This is a genomic window from Novosphingobium rhizovicinum (genome assembly GCF_040813635.1).
Lineage (GTDB): Bacteria > Pseudomonadota > Alphaproteobacteria > Sphingomonadales > Sphingomonadaceae > Novosphingobium > Novosphingobium rhizovicinum.
Window position 1 is genome coordinate 329464 of sequence record NZ_JBFNXR010000021.1, and the last position, 14890, is coordinate 344353.

Sequence of the window (14890 nt, forward strand, 5' to 3'; positions counted from 1 at the left end):
TCCCCTTTTTTCATTCTCAAGCGGTTCGAATGCGGGCGTCAGGTGGTTCTGCCGCTGCTCCGAGGGCTGCTGGCATTGCTCACGCCGGCACTGGCTGCAGACCCAATGCCCTCGGTCGTATGCGCTCCCGTTGTCTGGTTAGAGGACGAGCTTGAGCTTCCAGTCTGTCCTGAACCCGTCGCACCCGAGCGGTTGTTGTCGCTCCAGTCGCCGGAAAACGCCGAGCCATGGGTGCCCGTATTTCGCTCTTCCACGCGCAGGTTATTCTGCACATGCTTGACGCCTGACACACAGTCGACGCAATCCTCCGCGCGCCGCTTCGCGCTGCGGCTATCGACGGTTCCGTCTAGCGTCACTTCGCCATCCTTGACGCTGACTCGGATGTTGCTGGCGTCTACGCCCCAGTCGTGCGTCAGATGATCGTTCGCATCCTCGCGGATTCGCTCATCCGACCGCGTGTAACCGGAGGGGCCGCGACCGCGGTGGTCAGTGCGCCGGTCATCCGCCCTGTGGTCCATTTCGCGCCGGCGGGAGGCATCTTCATCGCCAAACCAGCTCGCGATCTCGTCTCCGGCGCGCTCCAGGAAGCCACGGTTCTCTCCATAGCGCCGCCAATCGTCGAATTCGCTGCGGCTACGGTTGCCGTTATCATCGTCTCCGCGCCACCAGCTGGAGATACCGTAGCTCGGCCGGTAAGACTCGCTGGAGCGCATTCCGCCCGACACGCCGCCTCGATTGTAGAAGTCGCGACCACCGTAGTCTTCGCTGGTGAAATCAGCGAAGTCGTTGCCGCCGCTCGCATCGAAGTCGCGCGAGTAGTAGGCCTGATCGCGACCACGCCCGTATCCAGCGGATGGGCCGCGTTGCGCCCAGTCACCCTGTCGCTCGCGACCGCCGCGGTAGCCTCTTTCACTCCGGTCCCGGCCGTAGCCATAGCCTCTGCCTTGCGACTCGCTGCGCCAGTCGCCTTGGCCGCCGCGCCAGCTCGAGCGGTTCCCGTAGTCCGGATCGCCTTGCCCCGAAAAACGGTAATCACGGGGATGATCTTCACCACTGCGGCCCGGCGCAGCGGACTGCCAATCACCGCCGGCCTGCGCAGAGCTGTCTGACTGCCACTGATGGGGCTGCCGTGGCGTGTCATACGACTCTCCGCCACGGAAGTTTCCGCCTCCATACTGCTGGCCACGTCCCTGCATGTTTTGACGTTCACGATCGCGATCGTTCATGAATTGCTCCTTTGATCAATGAGGAGCCGTGTTCCGCTGCTAGGCAGCCGCCCGGCACCTCGTTTGCTTTCCTATGTGTTGACAACGCGCGAGCGTGCGAGGTGGTCCACCGGTCAGCGCGACCGCTGCCCAACCGGACGCAGTTCGGCAAAAAGGGCCTTTCGGAAACCCGAGAATGAGGCTCATTTACTCGGCGGCTTGCCGCCAAGCCTCTGCATCGCCACTTGCTGCACGATGTTGCAGGGATCCGTACCAACTGAGATCGAGGCTTGGTTCAGCAACCGTGGCTGGCGTCCGCGCCGCCATCAATTGGAGATGCTCGGGGCTTCCGATGCGGGGCTGCATGCGCTGCTTGTAGCTGATACCGGTGCTGGCAAGACGCTCGCTGGATTCTTGCCCACGTTAGCAGCGTTCTGTCCGTCAAGGATGGGTACGCTGAAGCCTCCTGAGGGGCTGCACACGTTGTACGTCTCGCCCCTCAAAGCGCTCGCTCACGATGTCCAGCGCAACCTGCTGGCTCCGATCAGCGACATGGGTCTGCAAGTGCGAGTGGAAACCCGTAGCGGTGACACCCCCTCGGATCGAAAGGCCCGGCAGCGAGCACGTCCTCCCCATGTGCTTCTCACCACACCGGAATCGCTGTCGCTCTTGCTGAGCTATCCCGAAGCGCAGACACTTTTCGGAAGTCTCAAGCGGATCGTCATCGATGAGGTACACGCGTTTGCCACCGGCAAGCGAGGCGACCTGCTTGCCTTGGCGCTGTCACGGCTTCAGGCGATCGCGCCCGGTATGCAGCGAGTCGGGCTCTCGGCGACTGTGGCTTCATCCGAGGCTTATCGTAGCTGGCTGGCGCCCTGGGGCGATATCGACAGTGTTGCCTTGGTGAAGGGAGAGGAGGGTGCGCCGCCGCAGGTCTCGATCATGCTGCCCGAGGAGGAGCGCATTCCCTGGAGTGGCCACGCTGCCACGTGGGCTATCCCGCAGCTGTACGAGCAGATCCGCGATCACCGGATAACGCTTGTCTTCACCAACACCCGCTTCCTCGCCGAGTACATCTTCCAGTGGCTCTGGGATGCCAACGAGGACAATCTCCCGATCGGGATTCACCATGGATCTCTCTCGAAGGAAGCACGGCGCAAAGTTGAAGGTGCGATGGCGCGCGGTGAGCTGCGGGCCCTGGTATGTACAGCCAGCCTCGACCTGGGCGTGGACTGGGGCGACATCGATCTGGTCGTTCAGATGGGCGCACCAAAAGGTTCTTCCCGTCTGCTTCAGCGCATCGGGCGCGCCAATCACCGCTTGGACCAGCCCAGCAAAGCGATTCTTGTACCCGGCAATCGATTTGAGTTCATCGAGGCGGCAGCGGCGGTGGAGGCCGTTGCCCAAGGCACACGCGACGGAGAGGATTTCAGGCCGGGCGGGCTCGACGTCCTGGCGCAGCACGTAATGGGCTGCGCGTGCGCCGGTCCATTTCGGGAGGAGGATCTGCTCGCCGAGATCCGCAGCTCGCTGGCCTACGCATGGCTTGATGAGGACGTGTTTCGCCGCGTGCTCGATTTTGTCGCGACTGGTGGCTACGCCTTGCGGTCCTATGACCGTTTCAAGCGGATCGTCAGGGAACGCGACGGGACGTGGCGCCTTGCGCATCCGCAGCATGCGGCGCGCCACCGGATCAATGCAGGCATTATCGTCGACAGCGAAATGCTCGATGTGCGGTTTCGCAACGGGCGCTCACTGGGGAAGGTGGAGGAGATGTTCGGTGCAGGCCTGCGCCCGGGAGACACCTTTCGTTTTGCGGGACTCGACCTTGAGGTTGAGGGCTTGAAGGACATGGAAGTGCTGGTCCGGGCGGCGCGCCGGTCTGCTTCGATCCCGAGCTACAGCGGCCTGCGTCTTCCGATCAGCGGGCATCTTGCAAATCGGGTCCGCGAGATGCTGGCCGACCGGGCCGGGTGGGCTCGCTTTCCGGATGACGTGCGAGAGTGGCTTGAAGTTCAGGACTGGCGCTCTCACTTGCCGGCGCCGGGGCGGCTGTTGGTGGAGAGCTTTCCGCATCAGGGGCTGGCCTACACCACCTACTATACCTTTGAGGGGTGGAACGCGAACCAGTCACTCGGGATGCTCCTGACGCGGCGCATGGAGGATCGGGGCCTCGGGCCGCTAGGCTTTGTCGCCACGGACTATACGCTCGCCGTATGGGGGCTGAAGGCGGTCGATAATCCAGTGGAACTGCTCTCACCCGATATCCTGACGCAGGAGTTTGTCGATTGGGTGCAGCAATCACATCTTCTGAGACGCGCGTTTAGGGAAGTGGCGGTGATCTCGGGGTTGGTTGAGCGCCAGCAGCCCGGCAAACGGAAGTCAGGTCGGCAGGTCACGTTCTCGACAGACCTTATTTATGACGTTTTGCGCAAGTACGAGCCTGACCATTTACTGATTGAGGCAGCGTGGGCGGACGCACGTGCGCGCATGACGGACGTGGGACGGGTCGGGGATGTGCTGGATCGAGCCGGGCGTGAAATCGATCACGTGAAACTGGATCGTATCAGCCCTCTCTCAGTGCCTGTGCTCTCGATGATCGGGCGCGAGAACCTCCCATCGGGCCAGGCTGATGATGATCTGTTGCTTGAGGCTGAGAGCCTGGGCGCGCTGGCGATGCGTACCGACCCCGTTGAGGAGGATAGCGAGTTGCCTGACGTCGACTGACGGGTGGGAAATTTCGATAAAAAAAGGGGCGGATTGCTCCGCCCCCCTTCGCCCTTGCGGGTGTGTTCAATTCTGACCTTACTTGTCGAATTCCGAGTACTGCTCGTTACCGACAAAGCCGAACTTCGTGACCTGGGAGCTCTTGATGATGTTGAGCACCTTGGCCGACAGATCGTAGCTGGCCTGTGCTTCCGGCTGGAACTGCAGTTCCGGCTCCACAGCGTAAGTCAGCGACTCCTGAAGATTGCCGAGCAGCATGGCCCCGTCGATCGGGGTGCCGTTCCACAGGATCTTGTCGTCCGGCGTGATCACGACCTTGTTCTTGATCGGGTCGACCGGCGGCGGCGTGTCCGTGGGAGGAGACGCTACCGGCAGGTCGATGTCGATCGAGTGGGTCGCAACCGGGATGGTGATGATGAACATGATGAGCAAAACGAGCATGACGTCGATAAGCGGCGTCGTGTTCATCTCCATCATCGGGGAGCCGTCGTCGCTGCCACCTGACATTGCCATGGGGATGTCCTCCTGATTTCTGTCTTAGGCTGGCGTTACGCGCCGGGATCGACGGGGTTCGAGATGAAGCCCACCGTAGGATAGCCCGAGACCTGCACATTGTAGATCGCGCCGGCTACGCAGCGCCAGGGTGCCGACACGTCGCCGCGGATGTGCACCTGCGGGATTGCGTCGGGATTGTTCTTGAGCGCTTCGGGTCCGCCTTCGCGCTTCACGATGTTATCGAGACGCTCGAACGCACGATCGCGCAACTCCTCGGAGCTGACGGGCGTGATGTTGTTGAAGTACACGCGGCATTCGCCGTTGCGCGAAGCGCCTGCAAAGCCGGGCTCGCCCGCACTGCGTCCTGCTTCGTCAGTCGTCGAAACGGTGAGCAGCAGGTTTTCGACCTTGTCCTTCGATTCGGCCGATTCGATGATGGGGATACGCAGCTTTTCGATCGTCTGGATCGCGACCGGAACCGCGATAAGGAAGATGATCAGCAGCACCAGCATCACGTCGACGAGCGGCGTGGTGTTGATGTCGGACATCGGTGTTTCTGCACCGCCTCCGCCCGTAGAAATCGCCATAGTCTTGTCCTAGTTCCTAGCTTCGCCTCGGGAGGAAGCGGTGACGCGCATGCCCGCCCGCCGCTTCCTGATCCCGTCCGCATGATGGACGGGCAAACCGTCCATCGTCGGCTTAGTCTTACGACTTGACCGGAGCTGCGGCAGGCTTGGCGGGGGCTGCAGCCGGCTTGGAACCAGCCGAAGCGACCTGCGGCCGCACGGCGCCACGCGAGCTGATGTAAGCCAGCACGTCGCTCGAGAAGCCGGTCAGGAGCTCGGCGATGCGCTTGTTGCGGCTCTGGAGATAGTTGTAGGCAAGCACGGCGGGAACGGCGACGAGCAGACCGAGAGCGGTCATGATCAGAGCCTCACCAACCGGGCCGGCAACCTTGTCGATCGATGCCGAACCGGCAAGACCGATGTTGATCAGCGCGCGGTAGATGCCGACGACGGTACCGAACAGACCGATGAACGGAGCGGTTGCGCCGACGGTGGCGAGGAACGGAAGGCCCGAAGCCAGACGAGCGTTGATGGTCGCTTCCGAGCGGGCCAGCGAACCGTGCATCCAGTCGTGGGCTTCCAGCGCGTCGGTCATCTTTGCGTGCTGGTCTTCAGCAGCAATGCCGTCGTCGACGATCTGGCGCCATGCGCTGTTCTTCTCCAGCTTGGTTGCGCCTTCGCGAAGAGTGGGAGCGCGCCAGAACGTGGTGCGGACCGAGTTGTACTGGCGAAGGATCTTCGACTGCTCAAACCACTTGGTGAACAGGATGTAGAACGACCCGAACGACATGATCGCGAGGATCACGACAGTGGCGTAGGCGATGAAGCCGCCCTGTTCCAGCGCTTCGGCGAAACCGAATTTGTTCTGCGGCGCGCCCTGGGCGCCAGCGGCGAGAAGGTCAAGGATAAGCATGCGGATAGATCCTCTTAAAAGCAGTCAAAGCGAAGGGTTCGGTCGCGCAGTTTTGCGCTGACCGGGCAAATCACCGCGGGATTTCCCAGCGAATACGGTTGCTGTAGGTGCCCTGCACGGGCTCGCCATTCTGCAGTGCAGGCTTGAAGCGCGCACGGCGGGTGACGTTCTTGCAGGTGGCCTCGTCCAGATCGGGTGAGCCGCTGGAACTGGTAATCTGGCAGTCAACCACCCGACCGTCGGTTCCAACAGTAACCCGAAAACCGGTCGTACCCGTGCGCTCTTCGCGAAGCGCGCGCTGGGGATAGTCGTCCGGAGTAGCCCAGGTGCCAGGATTACCCCGCGGCTGAGCCGCAGTGGTGGGACCCTTTGGCGCAGGCGGCGGCGGGGGCGGCGCTGGAACAGGAGCCGGGGGCGCCAGAATGATCGCGGGAGGCGCGGGAGGTGCGACGGTAACCGTCTCAATCGCCGGCGGCTTGGTTGCGACGTTAATCTTCACCGGCGGAGCCACCGGAGGCGGCGGAGCCACATCTGGCTGCTTCTCCGGCGGAGGTGGCGGCGGTTCCTCCTTCTTCGGTTCTTCTTCCTTGATGTCCACGGTGGTCACCTTCTGAATGACCTGTTTCGCCGCTTCATAGGCGAGGCCGGTGACGAGCGCGTAACCAATGAAGATATGTACCAGCGCAACAATGACGATCGCGGTAATCTTGTTACCGCTCATCGATTGGTCAGCGTAAGCCATTCAGATACATCACTCCATCTAACAGCCCGGACGAAGCCCGGGGTACCCATGCGCACCGCCGCAACGGCACTCATGAAGAAACTGTTTATATCCACCCTGACGGCTGACGGCCAACCCAATACGAACATGTTCGTTGATTGAGCGAACCGTGGGGCGCTTTTAGGCTCTTAGCCCCGCTTTTGCGCATTTCCTTAGCGGTGAAGCCCCCCCCGTGCAACGACCTTCTGGGCTCCGGCGCGGTTAACCGGCAATTCAGCGCAAAACAGCCGATAACAAGGGGTGAATTGTCGAACTGGGCGCACCATGTCATGCGGTTCAGCCTGCGCATAAACGGAGATCATGTGTACATGTGGACCTTGCGACGCCTCGCACCCGCGCTTCTTGTAGCCACCACTTTGGGCGGATGCGTGACATCAGTGCAGGCGCAGGGCCCCCTGCCCGCAAACGGTCGCGCAGAGGCGGGTTCCCCATATGCACCCACATATGCAGATCTCGCCGACCTCGCCGATTCGGCCCCCTTGGTCGTACACGCCCGAGTCCGCAAGTTCGCGCGGGTAGACGATTCTCGGGCGCCGGGATTGCGGCCGGGGCATTCCCGCTTCTACGTTGAGGCGGACACTCGCTCGCTGATTACCGGGCGCACGCCCATCGGTGAGCGATTTGCTTACCTCGTTGATGTGCCAGTGAATGCACAAGGCAAGCCGCCCTTCAGGAAGAAGGATGGCGTGCTGATCTTCGCGCGGACGGTTCCGGGCCGGCCTGGGGAGTTGCAACTGGTGCGGCCCGGAGCTCAGATCCCCTGGACGCAAGCTTCCGAAAGTCAGGTGAGGGAGATCGTGAGAGCGCTTCTCGAACCGGATGCACCAGGTAAGGTTACCGGCGTGCGGGAGATCATCCATGTTCCCGGGACGCTGGCCGGGGAAGGCGAGACACAGATTTTTCTTACCACTGCCGATTCTTCCGCCGCCTCGGTAACTGTACGGCACACTCCCGGCGCTCCGCCGCAATGGGGCGCGTCTTTCTCGGAACTGGTCGCCGAAGTCGGGCGTCCGCCGAAGCCGCAGAGCCTGGAGTGGTATCGACTGGCCTGTTTTCTTCCCCAGAATCCTCCTCCCGGCGTCAATCTCTCCGAGAGCCTGGAGGCACGCCGCAGGGCTGACGCGGACTATCGTCTGGTGATGAGCGAACTTGGGCCATGCGACCGCTCGATGTGAGCGTCCGGACGGGCAAGGTGCTGGCAATCGCCGCGCTGCTGGCTTAGGGCGCCCTCCCGAAAGGGAGCTCCATGTCTGAACCGCTGAACATCGCCCTGGCCGGGCTCGGTACCGTCGGATCCGGTGTCGTTCGCCTCATTGAGACCAATGCGGATCTCATTGCGCGCCGGGCTCGCAGGCCTATTCGCATCGCCGCCGTGAGCGCGCGAGACCGCACGAAGGACCGTGGCGTCGACCTCTCACGTTATCAGTGGCTCGACGATCCTGCGGAGATGGCGCTTCGGCCCGACATCGACGTGGTGGTTGAGATGGTCGGCGGATCGGATGGTCCGGCACTGGCCTTGGCTCGCAACGCGATCGCTGGCGGCAAAGCCCTGGTCACCGCAAACAAGGCGATGATTGCGCATCACGGTCTCGAACTTGCGGCGGCGGCGGAGAACGCAGGTGTGGCGCTCAAGTTCGAGGCGGCTGTCGCCGGTGGCATCCCCGTCATCAAGGGATTGAGCGAAGGAGCTGCGGCGAACGCGATTGAGCGCGTCTACGGCATCCTGAACGGTACGTGTAATTACATCCTCACCACCATGGAAGCGAGTGGCCGCGACTTTGCAGACGTGCTGGCAGATGCCCAGCGCCTGGGGTACGCCGAGGCAGATCCGACGTTCGATGTCGAGGGCGTGGACGCGGCTCACAAGCTGTCGATTCTGGCGGCCATCGCCTTTGGCGCGCGCCTGCGCTTTGATGCGGTCGAGACGACAGGCATCACCGGAGTGCTTGCTGCAGACATCGCGCAGGCGCGTGCGCTGGGTTACGTAATCCGGCTGATCGGGACGGCGGAGATCGACCACACCGACAATGCAGCGCTATTTCAGCGAGTTCGCCCTCACCTGGTGCCCTGCGACCATCCTCTGGCGAGCGTCGACGGCGCCACCAACGCAGTAGTGGCAGAGGGCAACTTCATGGGGCGCCTGCTTTTCCAGGGTGCAGGCGCGGGTGACGGGCCGACCGCGAGTGCGGTCGTCGCGGACCTCATCGACATTGCGCGCGGCGAGAAGGGGGCAGCGTTTTCCATGCCGTCCCACGAGCTTGAGGCGCTGCCGCCGGCCCAGTCCGGACACCGCACAGGGCGCGCTTACATCCGCTTCATCGTTCCGGACCGCCCCGGCGTTCTGGCCGAAATCACCGCGGCCATGCGCGACGCGGGCGTCTCGATCGAGAGTTTCATCCAGAAGGGTCGGGGCGAAGCTGATGGCGAAGTCATCGTCGCCCTGGTGACGCACGAGGGTCCCGAATCGGCTGTGAGCGAGGCGCTGCGCATTCTGGAAGGTTCCGACAGCCTGGCCTCTCCGCCGCTGGTCATGCAGATCATCGCCTGATCCGCCTCAGCGGGCGCGAACCTCTCCTTTGGATATGCGATCTGCATCCGATCCCGCGGGTGCTTCGGGGATGCTGGAGAGGTCGATCATGTAGGCCGGCGGCGGAGGGCAGGGTGGCACGACGCACAGCCCACCCAGGGACGGTTTGCCCTTGAAGATGCCTCCTCCTGAGACGTCGGGTGCGCTGAGGCGCCCGTCGTTGGTCGCTTGCCTGGACGTAGGATCGATGTCGCTGCTCGACTGTGTGCGGAATTGTTCCTCATTTTGCGCGCAGACCACGATGTCCTCGCCTGTCGCGGTTTCGCAGCGGGGCCTTAGCGGCGGCGCAAGCTGGCCTTGGCTGGACATGAGACTGCGGGCGACCGCCCGATCTTGTTCAGAGACGTCCTGCGCAAGGCAAGGAGCAGCAGTAACCGCCGTTATAAACAAAGCGATCAGACCGGCGCATCGTCTCGACAATCCCGAAGTCCCTGTCTAAGCGCGTCAAGTCTTACAAGCACGCCGCCATCGCTTAATTTGGAGTGAATATGCCGCAAGAATCGACTCCCGCAAGCCAAGTTCTTGATCGTGTATTGGTACTCGAGATGGTCCGTGTGACCGAAGCGGCTGCAATCGCCGCCTCGGAACTGATCGGCCGGGGTGACGAGAAGGCGGCGGACCACGCTGCCGTGGAAGCCATGCGCAAGGCTTTTGACGGCCTGTACATGGATGGCACTGTCGTCATCGGCGAGGGCGAACGCGACGAAGCTCCGATGCTCTACATCGGCGAGAAAGTGGGCGGAGCCCCCGGTGTCGGCCCGAAGATCGACATCGCACTCGATCCGCTCGAAGGAACCACGATCACTGCCAAGGCGGGGCCGAACGCGCTCGCAGTGCTCGCCGCCGCTGAAGAAGGCTGCCTCCTGAACGCGCCCGACGTTTACATGGACAAGCTTGCGGTCGGGCCGGGCTATCCCGAGGACATCATCTCGCTCGACAAGACACCGACCGAGAACGTCAAGGCTGTCGCTGCCGCCAAGGGCGTGCGGCCGGACGAGATCATCGTGTGTGTCCTTGATCGTCCGCGTCACGCAGACCTCATCGCGGAGCTCCGCGGCCTCGGCTGCGGCGTGGTGCTGATCGGCGACGGTGACGTGGCCGGCGTGATCGCGGTCACGGACGAGGATACGACGATCGACATGTACATGGGCTCCGGCGGTGCACCCGAGGGTGTGCTCGCCGCAGCTGCCTTGCGTTGCGTGGGGGGGCAATTCAATGGCCGCCTGCTGTTCCGCAACGACGACGAGCGTGCGCGTGCCCGCAAGTGGGGCATCGAGGACCTCGACCGGATCTACAAGCTGCATGATCTGGCCAAGGGCGACTGCATTTTTGCGGCGACGGGCGTGACCAGTGGTTCGTTGCTCGATGGCGTGAAGCGGCTCAAGGGTGGCAAGATGACCACCGAGAGCGTCGTTATGCGCGCCAGCTCAGGAACGGTGCGTTGGGTACGGGGTGAGCACCGCCGGTGAGCTTATGCGCCGGGGCGCGTGCTCCGGCGCGTATTGCATTCGCGTGACGCATGACTAGAGGCAGGAGCGTTTCGACGCGCTGGTCGCGCGCGCCTGCTCAAGGAATCCTACGATGAAGATCATGTCCGGCAACAGCAACCTGCCACTCGCGCGTGCGGTTGCTGCGTACCTGGAACTGCCGTTGACCGACGCCAGCGTCCGGCGCTTTGCCGATGAAGAGGTCTTCGTCGAGATCCACGAGAACGTGCGCGGCGAGGACGTCTTCGTTGTGCAGCCCACCAGCTTCCCGGCGAACGACAACCTGATGGAGCTGCTGATCTGCATCGATGCGCTCCGCCGCGCTTCGGCCAAGCGCATCACCGCCGTCGTCCCTTATTTCGGCTACGCCCGGCAGGACCGCAAGCCAGGTCCTCGCACGCCAATCTCGGCCAAGCTGGTTGCGAACCTGATCACGCAGGCGGGCGCCGACCGCGTACTCTCGGTCGACCTGCATGCAGGCCAGATTCAAGGCTTCTTCGACATTCCGACCGACAACCTTTTTGCCGCGCCGGTCATGGCTGCCGATATTCAGGCTCGGCTGGGGGGGCGGGAACTGACGGTCGTCTCGCCCGACGTCGGCGGCGTGGTGCGGGCTCGTTCACTGGCCAAGCGGCTCGACAATGCGCCGCTGGCAATCGTGGACAAGCGTCGTGATCGCCCCGGCCAGTCTGAGGTCATGAACATCATCGGTGACGTGAAGGGGCGCAGCTGCATACTCATCGATGACATCATCGATTCGGGCGGAACCTTGTGCAACGCCGCCCAGGCCCTTCTCGACGAGGGCGCCGACAGCGTCACGGCCTACATCACCCACGGCGTGCTGTCCGGCGGCGCGGTGGCGCGTGTGAACAACTCGGCGTTGAAGGAACTGGTAATCACCGATTCGATCCTGGCGACTGACGCAGCCCGGCAGTCCGATCGTATTCGCAGCCTGACGATTGCTCCGCTTCTGGGCGAGGCGATCCGCCGCATTGCGGACGAAAGCTCGGTTTCCAGCCTTTTCGACTGAGCGCTTCGCCGCATTCGTTACTGCCAGGGGCGTTGTGCCCCTGGTTCGATGCGGCCCAGAATTTCGAGCCGGCGTGCCTGTCTTGCTTCAAGTGTGATCGTGAGCAGAGGCTGCTCAAGCGCCTTGAAGCGGCGCGGCGACATGCCGAACAATTCGGTGAATTCGCGGATCAGGTGACTTTCGTCGTAGTAGCGCAGAGCAAAGGCCTGGGCTTCCTCCTCATCGGCGACGCCCTGCAAAGATGCGGCCATGTCGAGTGCGCGAGCGCGTCTGAATACCTGCTTGGGCGGCAGGCCGAAATCACGGTGCACCACTCGCTCAAGCCGTCTTCGATCCACGCCAATCTCCCGCGCGGCTTGTGCTATCGACATTGTCGGGTCGCGAAACGCAATCTCCTCAAAATCAGCGGCGATCGGGTCCGGTTCCGGCTTGCTGAGGCTCGTGATGTGGGCGCGGAAAAGCTGCTCCAGCGCCTGTAGCCGATCCTCCGGATCGCCTTTCGAAGCAAGAGCCGGGACGGCGCAGTCTCGCCAATCGTCCGGAAGGGGAATCACCTTGTCGACAAGGTCCCCGCCACGCATGGTCATCAGCGCCCTGCAGGCACCAGGCCGCAAAGCTACGCTGATGCCGATCAGGGAACCGGTGAGGCAAAGCGGCTGCAGCTTCGACTGCGGGCCGAAGAACAAGGCGCTTGGTGCGGTATAGCGCGCATGATTGTTCGCCGGCACTTCCAGTTCGCCACTGAGCTGCAGGCGAATTGCGGCTGTTTCGCCGAACAGGCCGCAATCGAGTGTCTGATCGGCTGGTTGATCGATCCTGGTTACAGCCAGTCGCGCGATCCAGCTTGAGAGATCGGCGGCAGGCGCCCGATTGTACGAAAGCGGCTGCCCTGTCCTGGTGGTCCTCAACTTTGTTGGGCCGATATCGACCGCGAATCGTGCAGTACGGCTCATGCCCCCTCAAAATGTAGCGTTCCCCGAAGTCAGGAATAGGGGAAATGGTCGATCAAATACAATTGTTTCACCGCTAGTTGTCTCAACTCCGGAGTAGATTTTCTTACATGGCTGGGGAACCCTGTGCCTTGCCGGCCTAGCTGGGGAGTGTCACAGCTTGGAGATGAATCTCGACGCTGAACTCGCCCTCGCCGCTCGCCTTGCTGATGCCGCAGGAGCGGCCATCCGCCCTCATTTCCGCTCGGGCCTGGAATCCGAGAGCAAATCGGATGCCTCCCCGGTCACCGTCGCCGATCGCGCGGCCGAGGAGGCAGTGCGTCGGATACTCAAGGCGGAAGTCCCACGCGATGGCGTAATCGGCGAGGAATTCGGTGCCGAGGAGGGCGCCAGCGGCCGCACCTGGGTGCTGGACCCGATCGACGGAACCGTCTCTTTTCTCGCGGGCCGTCCCATTTTCGGGACACTGATCGCGCTGTTGGTCGATGGCTGGCCGGTGCTTGGCATCATTGATCAGCCGATTCTGCAGGAACGGTGGGTGGGCGCCAGCGGGCGACCGACACGCTTCAACGGGAAAGAGGCGCGGACCCGCACTTGTGCGAAACTGGCTGGCGCGACGCTTGCAACGACTGGCCCGCAGTACTTCGACGACCATCAGGGCGAGCACTTCATGGCCCTTGCGGCACGGACCGATCACAAGCGGATGATGATGGGCGGCGACTGCTACAACTACGGTCTCCTCGCCAGTGGCCATCTCGATCTCGTTTGCGAGGCTGGGCTCAAGCTGCACGACTGGGCGGCGCTGGTCCCGGTGGTTGAAGGGGCGGGCGGTACGATGTGTGACTGGAACGGAGAGCCCCTGCATGCTGGTTCCGATGGTCACGTGCTGGCCATCGGCGACCCCGCGCGGCTTGAGGATGTGATCGAGGCCATGACCTGCCATCACTGAGGCCGCGGTCATGCGTGTGCGCCTGTTCGTTTACGGTACGCTCCAGCCAAACGCCGGTACACGTATGAGCCGCTGGCTCGAGCGCCATCTGAGCAGTTGGCAGAGCGCAAGCGTCCCTGGGAGGCTTTTCGCGGTTCGGGCGCCGCAAGGATGGTATCCGGCCCTGCTACCGGATACTGGCTCCGCGCCTTGCAAAGGAGTGGTCTGTCATGCGGAACTGGGCTTCGGCGACCTTGCGCGTCTCGACCGCTATGAAGGTGCCGAGTACAGGTTGCGTCATACGTGCGCGCACCCAGGCCGGCGTCTGGATACCGGCATTCGCCTATCTTTGGCGGGGTGCTACTCCTGCGGATGGCGCGCGAGTCGTGGACGGTGACTTCCTGAGTTGGATGCGCCGCAGCAGTCGGGCAGCCTATGACTTGCCTGTACCGCGCACGCGACGGCATTGACCATGCGCCCCTCGCCTGCCATCGCGCCGCCGCATGACTGCTAACAAGCCCGGCGATCCCACCACACTCAATCGGCTTTATGGCCGTGCCAAAGGCAAGGCTTTACGGGCCGGGCAGCAGGGGCTGGTCGATGATCTGCTTCCGCGGATAGCGGTGCCGGACGAAGGACCGGTTACGGCCGAGCGCCTGTTTGGCCGCCCTTGCTCATTACACTTCGAAATCGGTTTTGGAGGTGGTGAGCACATGGCCGGGCGTGCGGATATGTTGCCCGACCACGGATTCATCGGCTGCGAACCCTTCGTGAACGGGGTAGCCCAAGCCCTCACGCATGTTGCAGGGGACAACGGCTCCCAAGCGCCGCTGGGGAATGTGCGAATTCATCACGGCGACGCGCTTGAGGTGCTGTCACGCGTCCCGGACGGCGCGCTTTCCTTTCTTTACCTACTCCATCCCGATCCGTGGCCCAAGGCTCGCCATGCCAAGCGGCGGATGATGAACGATGGACCGGTGCGGATGTTTGCCGCGAAGCTTAAACCCGGCGGCGAGTTTCGCTTCGGGACAGATCACCCGGTCTATCTGCGTCATGCGCTCATGGTGATGCAGCGCCACCGGGCCGACTTTGAATGGCTGTGCCAGACACCTTCGGATTTCCTGACGCGCCCCGGCGGCTGGCCCGAGACCCGCTACGAAGCCAAGGCTCGTAAGCAGGGTCACGAGGTCTGGTATTTTCGATATCGTCGTAGGTGAAGCT

The 14890-nt window shown here is 62.8% G+C and carries 15 protein-coding genes; 8 read left to right on the forward strand and 7 right to left on the reverse strand.

Going from position 1 to position 14890, the window contains the following annotated elements:
- Nucleotides 1-38: 38 nt before the first annotated feature.
- Nucleotides 39-1226 carry a BON domain-containing protein gene (locus tag ABUH87_RS06340; RefSeq protein ID WP_367771349.1) on the reverse strand — a complete coding sequence of 396 codons (1188 nt, stop codon included), beginning with the start codon at nucleotides 1224-1226 and terminating at the stop codon, nucleotides 39-41.
- Between the two features lie 234 nt (nucleotides 1227-1460).
- Here ABUH87_RS06340 and ABUH87_RS06345 point away from each other — a divergent pair, with 234 nt between their 5' ends.
- A complete protein-coding gene (locus ABUH87_RS06345) occupies nucleotides 1461-3932 on the forward strand; it encodes a ligase-associated DNA damage response DEXH box helicase (protein WP_367771352.1) in 2472 nt (823 codons plus the stop codon).
- Nucleotides 3933-4010: 78 nt separating this feature from the next.
- Here ABUH87_RS06345 and ABUH87_RS06350 read toward each other — a convergent pair whose 3' ends face one another.
- From ABUH87_RS06350 to ABUH87_RS06365, 4 genes are all read right to left on the reverse strand, one after another.
- Entirely contained in the window at nucleotides 4011-4445 is a 435-nt protein-coding gene (locus ABUH87_RS06350; RefSeq protein WP_367771356.1) for an ExbD/TolR family protein, read from the reverse strand.
- 35 nt (nucleotides 4446-4480) lie between these two features.
- Nucleotides 4481-5014, reverse strand: a complete 534-nt coding sequence (locus ABUH87_RS06355; protein ID WP_367771359.1) for an ExbD/TolR family protein — start codon at nucleotides 5012-5014, stop codon at nucleotides 4481-4483.
- A 118-nt stretch (nucleotides 5015-5132) separates the two neighbouring features.
- Entirely contained in the window at nucleotides 5133-5906 is a 774-nt protein-coding gene (locus tag ABUH87_RS06360) for a MotA/TolQ/ExbB proton channel family protein (RefSeq protein WP_367771362.1), read from the reverse strand.
- A gap of 70 nt (nucleotides 5907-5976) precedes the next feature.
- On the reverse strand, nucleotides 5977-6648 hold the full coding sequence (locus tag ABUH87_RS06365; RefSeq protein WP_367771365.1) for an energy transducer TonB: 672 nt from the start codon (nucleotides 6646-6648) through the stop codon (nucleotides 5977-5979).
- Nucleotides 6649-6995: 347 nt separating this feature from the next.
- Between ABUH87_RS06365 and ABUH87_RS06370 the strand changes: the two genes are divergently transcribed.
- A complete protein-coding gene (locus ABUH87_RS06370; RefSeq protein ID WP_367771368.1) occupies nucleotides 6996-7862 on the forward strand; it encodes a hypothetical protein in 867 nt (288 codons plus the stop codon).
- Nucleotides 7863-7933: 71 nt separating this feature from the next.
- Nucleotides 7934-9235 (forward strand): homoserine dehydrogenase, encoded by a 1302-nt coding sequence (locus ABUH87_RS06375; RefSeq protein WP_367771372.1) that lies wholly within the window; start codon nucleotides 7934-7936, stop codon nucleotides 9233-9235.
- A gap of 6 nt (nucleotides 9236-9241) precedes the next feature.
- On the opposite strand, the gene ABUH87_RS06380 is transcribed toward ABUH87_RS06375, so the two are convergent.
- A complete protein-coding gene (locus ABUH87_RS06380) occupies nucleotides 9242-9583 on the reverse strand; it encodes a hypothetical protein (RefSeq protein ID WP_367771376.1) in 342 nt (113 codons plus the stop codon).
- A gap of 179 nt (nucleotides 9584-9762) precedes the next feature.
- On the opposite strand from ABUH87_RS06380, the gene glpX reads away from it, so the two are divergent.
- Together glpX and ABUH87_RS06390 are read left to right on the forward strand one after the other, a co-directional pair.
- Nucleotides 9763-10743 (forward strand): class II fructose-bisphosphatase, encoded by a 981-nt coding sequence (gene glpX, locus ABUH87_RS06385; RefSeq protein ID WP_367771379.1) that lies wholly within the window; start codon nucleotides 9763-9765, stop codon nucleotides 10741-10743.
- Nucleotides 10744-10855: 112 nt separating this feature from the next.
- A complete protein-coding gene (locus ABUH87_RS06390) occupies nucleotides 10856-11791 on the forward strand; it encodes a ribose-phosphate pyrophosphokinase (RefSeq protein WP_367771382.1) in 936 nt (311 codons plus the stop codon).
- A 17-nt stretch (nucleotides 11792-11808) separates the two neighbouring features.
- On the opposite strand, the gene ABUH87_RS06395 is transcribed toward ABUH87_RS06390, so the two are convergent.
- Nucleotides 11809-12744, reverse strand: a complete 936-nt coding sequence (locus ABUH87_RS06395) for a helix-turn-helix domain-containing protein (protein ID WP_367771385.1) — start codon at nucleotides 12742-12744, stop codon at nucleotides 11809-11811.
- Between the two features lie 163 nt (nucleotides 12745-12907).
- On the opposite strand from ABUH87_RS06395, the gene hisN reads away from it, so the two are divergent.
- The 3 genes from hisN (at nucleotide 12908) to trmB (ending at nucleotide 14886) form a co-directional block, all read left to right on the forward strand.
- Nucleotides 12908-13690, forward strand: a complete 783-nt coding sequence (gene hisN / locus ABUH87_RS06400) for a histidinol-phosphatase (RefSeq protein WP_367771388.1) — start codon at nucleotides 12908-12910, stop codon at nucleotides 13688-13690.
- Nucleotides 13691-13754: 64 nt separating this feature from the next.
- Nucleotides 13755-14066: a gamma-glutamylcyclotransferase gene (locus ABUH87_RS06405; protein WP_367772155.1), complete on the forward strand. Its 312-nt coding sequence runs from the start codon at nucleotides 13755-13757 to the stop codon at nucleotides 14064-14066.
- Nucleotides 14067-14172: 106 nt separating this feature from the next.
- Entirely contained in the window at nucleotides 14173-14886 is a 714-nt protein-coding gene (gene trmB / locus ABUH87_RS06410) for a tRNA (guanine(46)-N(7))-methyltransferase TrmB (protein ID WP_367771395.1), read from the forward strand.
- Nucleotides 14887-14890 lie beyond the last annotated feature (4 nt).

Excerpts from the sequence above, each read along its gene's own strand:
- ABUH87_RS06340 (WP_367771349.1), bottom strand. The coding sequence starts at position 1,226 with ATGAACGATCGCGATCGTGAACGTCAAAACATGCAGGGACGTGGCCAG.
- ABUH87_RS06380 (WP_367771376.1), bottom strand. The coding sequence starts at position 9,583 with ATGTCCAGCCAAGGCCAGCTTGCGCCGCCGCTAAGGCCCCGCTGCGAA.
- ABUH87_RS06405 (WP_367772155.1), top strand. The coding sequence starts at position 13,755 with ATGAGCCGCTGGCTCGAGCGCCATCTGAGCAGTTGGCAGAGCGCAAGC.
- ABUH87_RS06360 (WP_367771362.1), bottom strand. The coding sequence starts at position 5,906 with ATGCTTATCCTTGACCTTCTCGCCGCTGGCGCCCAGGGCGCGCCGCAG.
- ABUH87_RS06395 (WP_367771385.1), bottom strand. The coding sequence starts at position 12,744 with ATGAGCCGTACTGCACGATTCGCGGTCGATATCGGCCCAACAAAGTTG.
- ABUH87_RS06370 (WP_367771368.1), top strand. The coding sequence starts at position 6,996 with ATGTGGACCTTGCGACGCCTCGCACCCGCGCTTCTTGTAGCCACCACT.
- ABUH87_RS06390 (WP_367771382.1), top strand. The coding sequence starts at position 10,856 with ATGAAGATCATGTCCGGCAACAGCAACCTGCCACTCGCGCGTGCGGTT.
- ABUH87_RS06350 (WP_367771356.1), bottom strand. The coding sequence starts at position 4,445 with ATGGCAATGTCAGGTGGCAGCGACGACGGCTCCCCGATGATGGAGATG.
- hisN (WP_367771388.1), top strand. The coding sequence starts at position 12,908 with ATGAATCTCGACGCTGAACTCGCCCTCGCCGCTCGCCTTGCTGATGCC.
- ABUH87_RS06345 (WP_367771352.1), top strand. The coding sequence starts at position 1,461 with ATGTTGCAGGGATCCGTACCAACTGAGATCGAGGCTTGGTTCAGCAAC.
- ABUH87_RS06375 (WP_367771372.1), top strand. The coding sequence starts at position 7,934 with ATGTCTGAACCGCTGAACATCGCCCTGGCCGGGCTCGGTACCGTCGGA.
- ABUH87_RS06355 (WP_367771359.1), bottom strand. The coding sequence starts at position 5,014 with ATGGCGATTTCTACGGGCGGAGGCGGTGCAGAAACACCGATGTCCGAC.
- ABUH87_RS06365 (WP_367771365.1), bottom strand. The coding sequence starts at position 6,648 with ATGGCTTACGCTGACCAATCGATGAGCGGTAACAAGATTACCGCGATC.
- glpX (WP_367771379.1), top strand. The coding sequence starts at position 9,763 with ATGCCGCAAGAATCGACTCCCGCAAGCCAAGTTCTTGATCGTGTATTG.
- trmB (WP_367771395.1), top strand. The coding sequence starts at position 14,173 with ATGACTGCTAACAAGCCCGGCGATCCCACCACACTCAATCGGCTTTAT.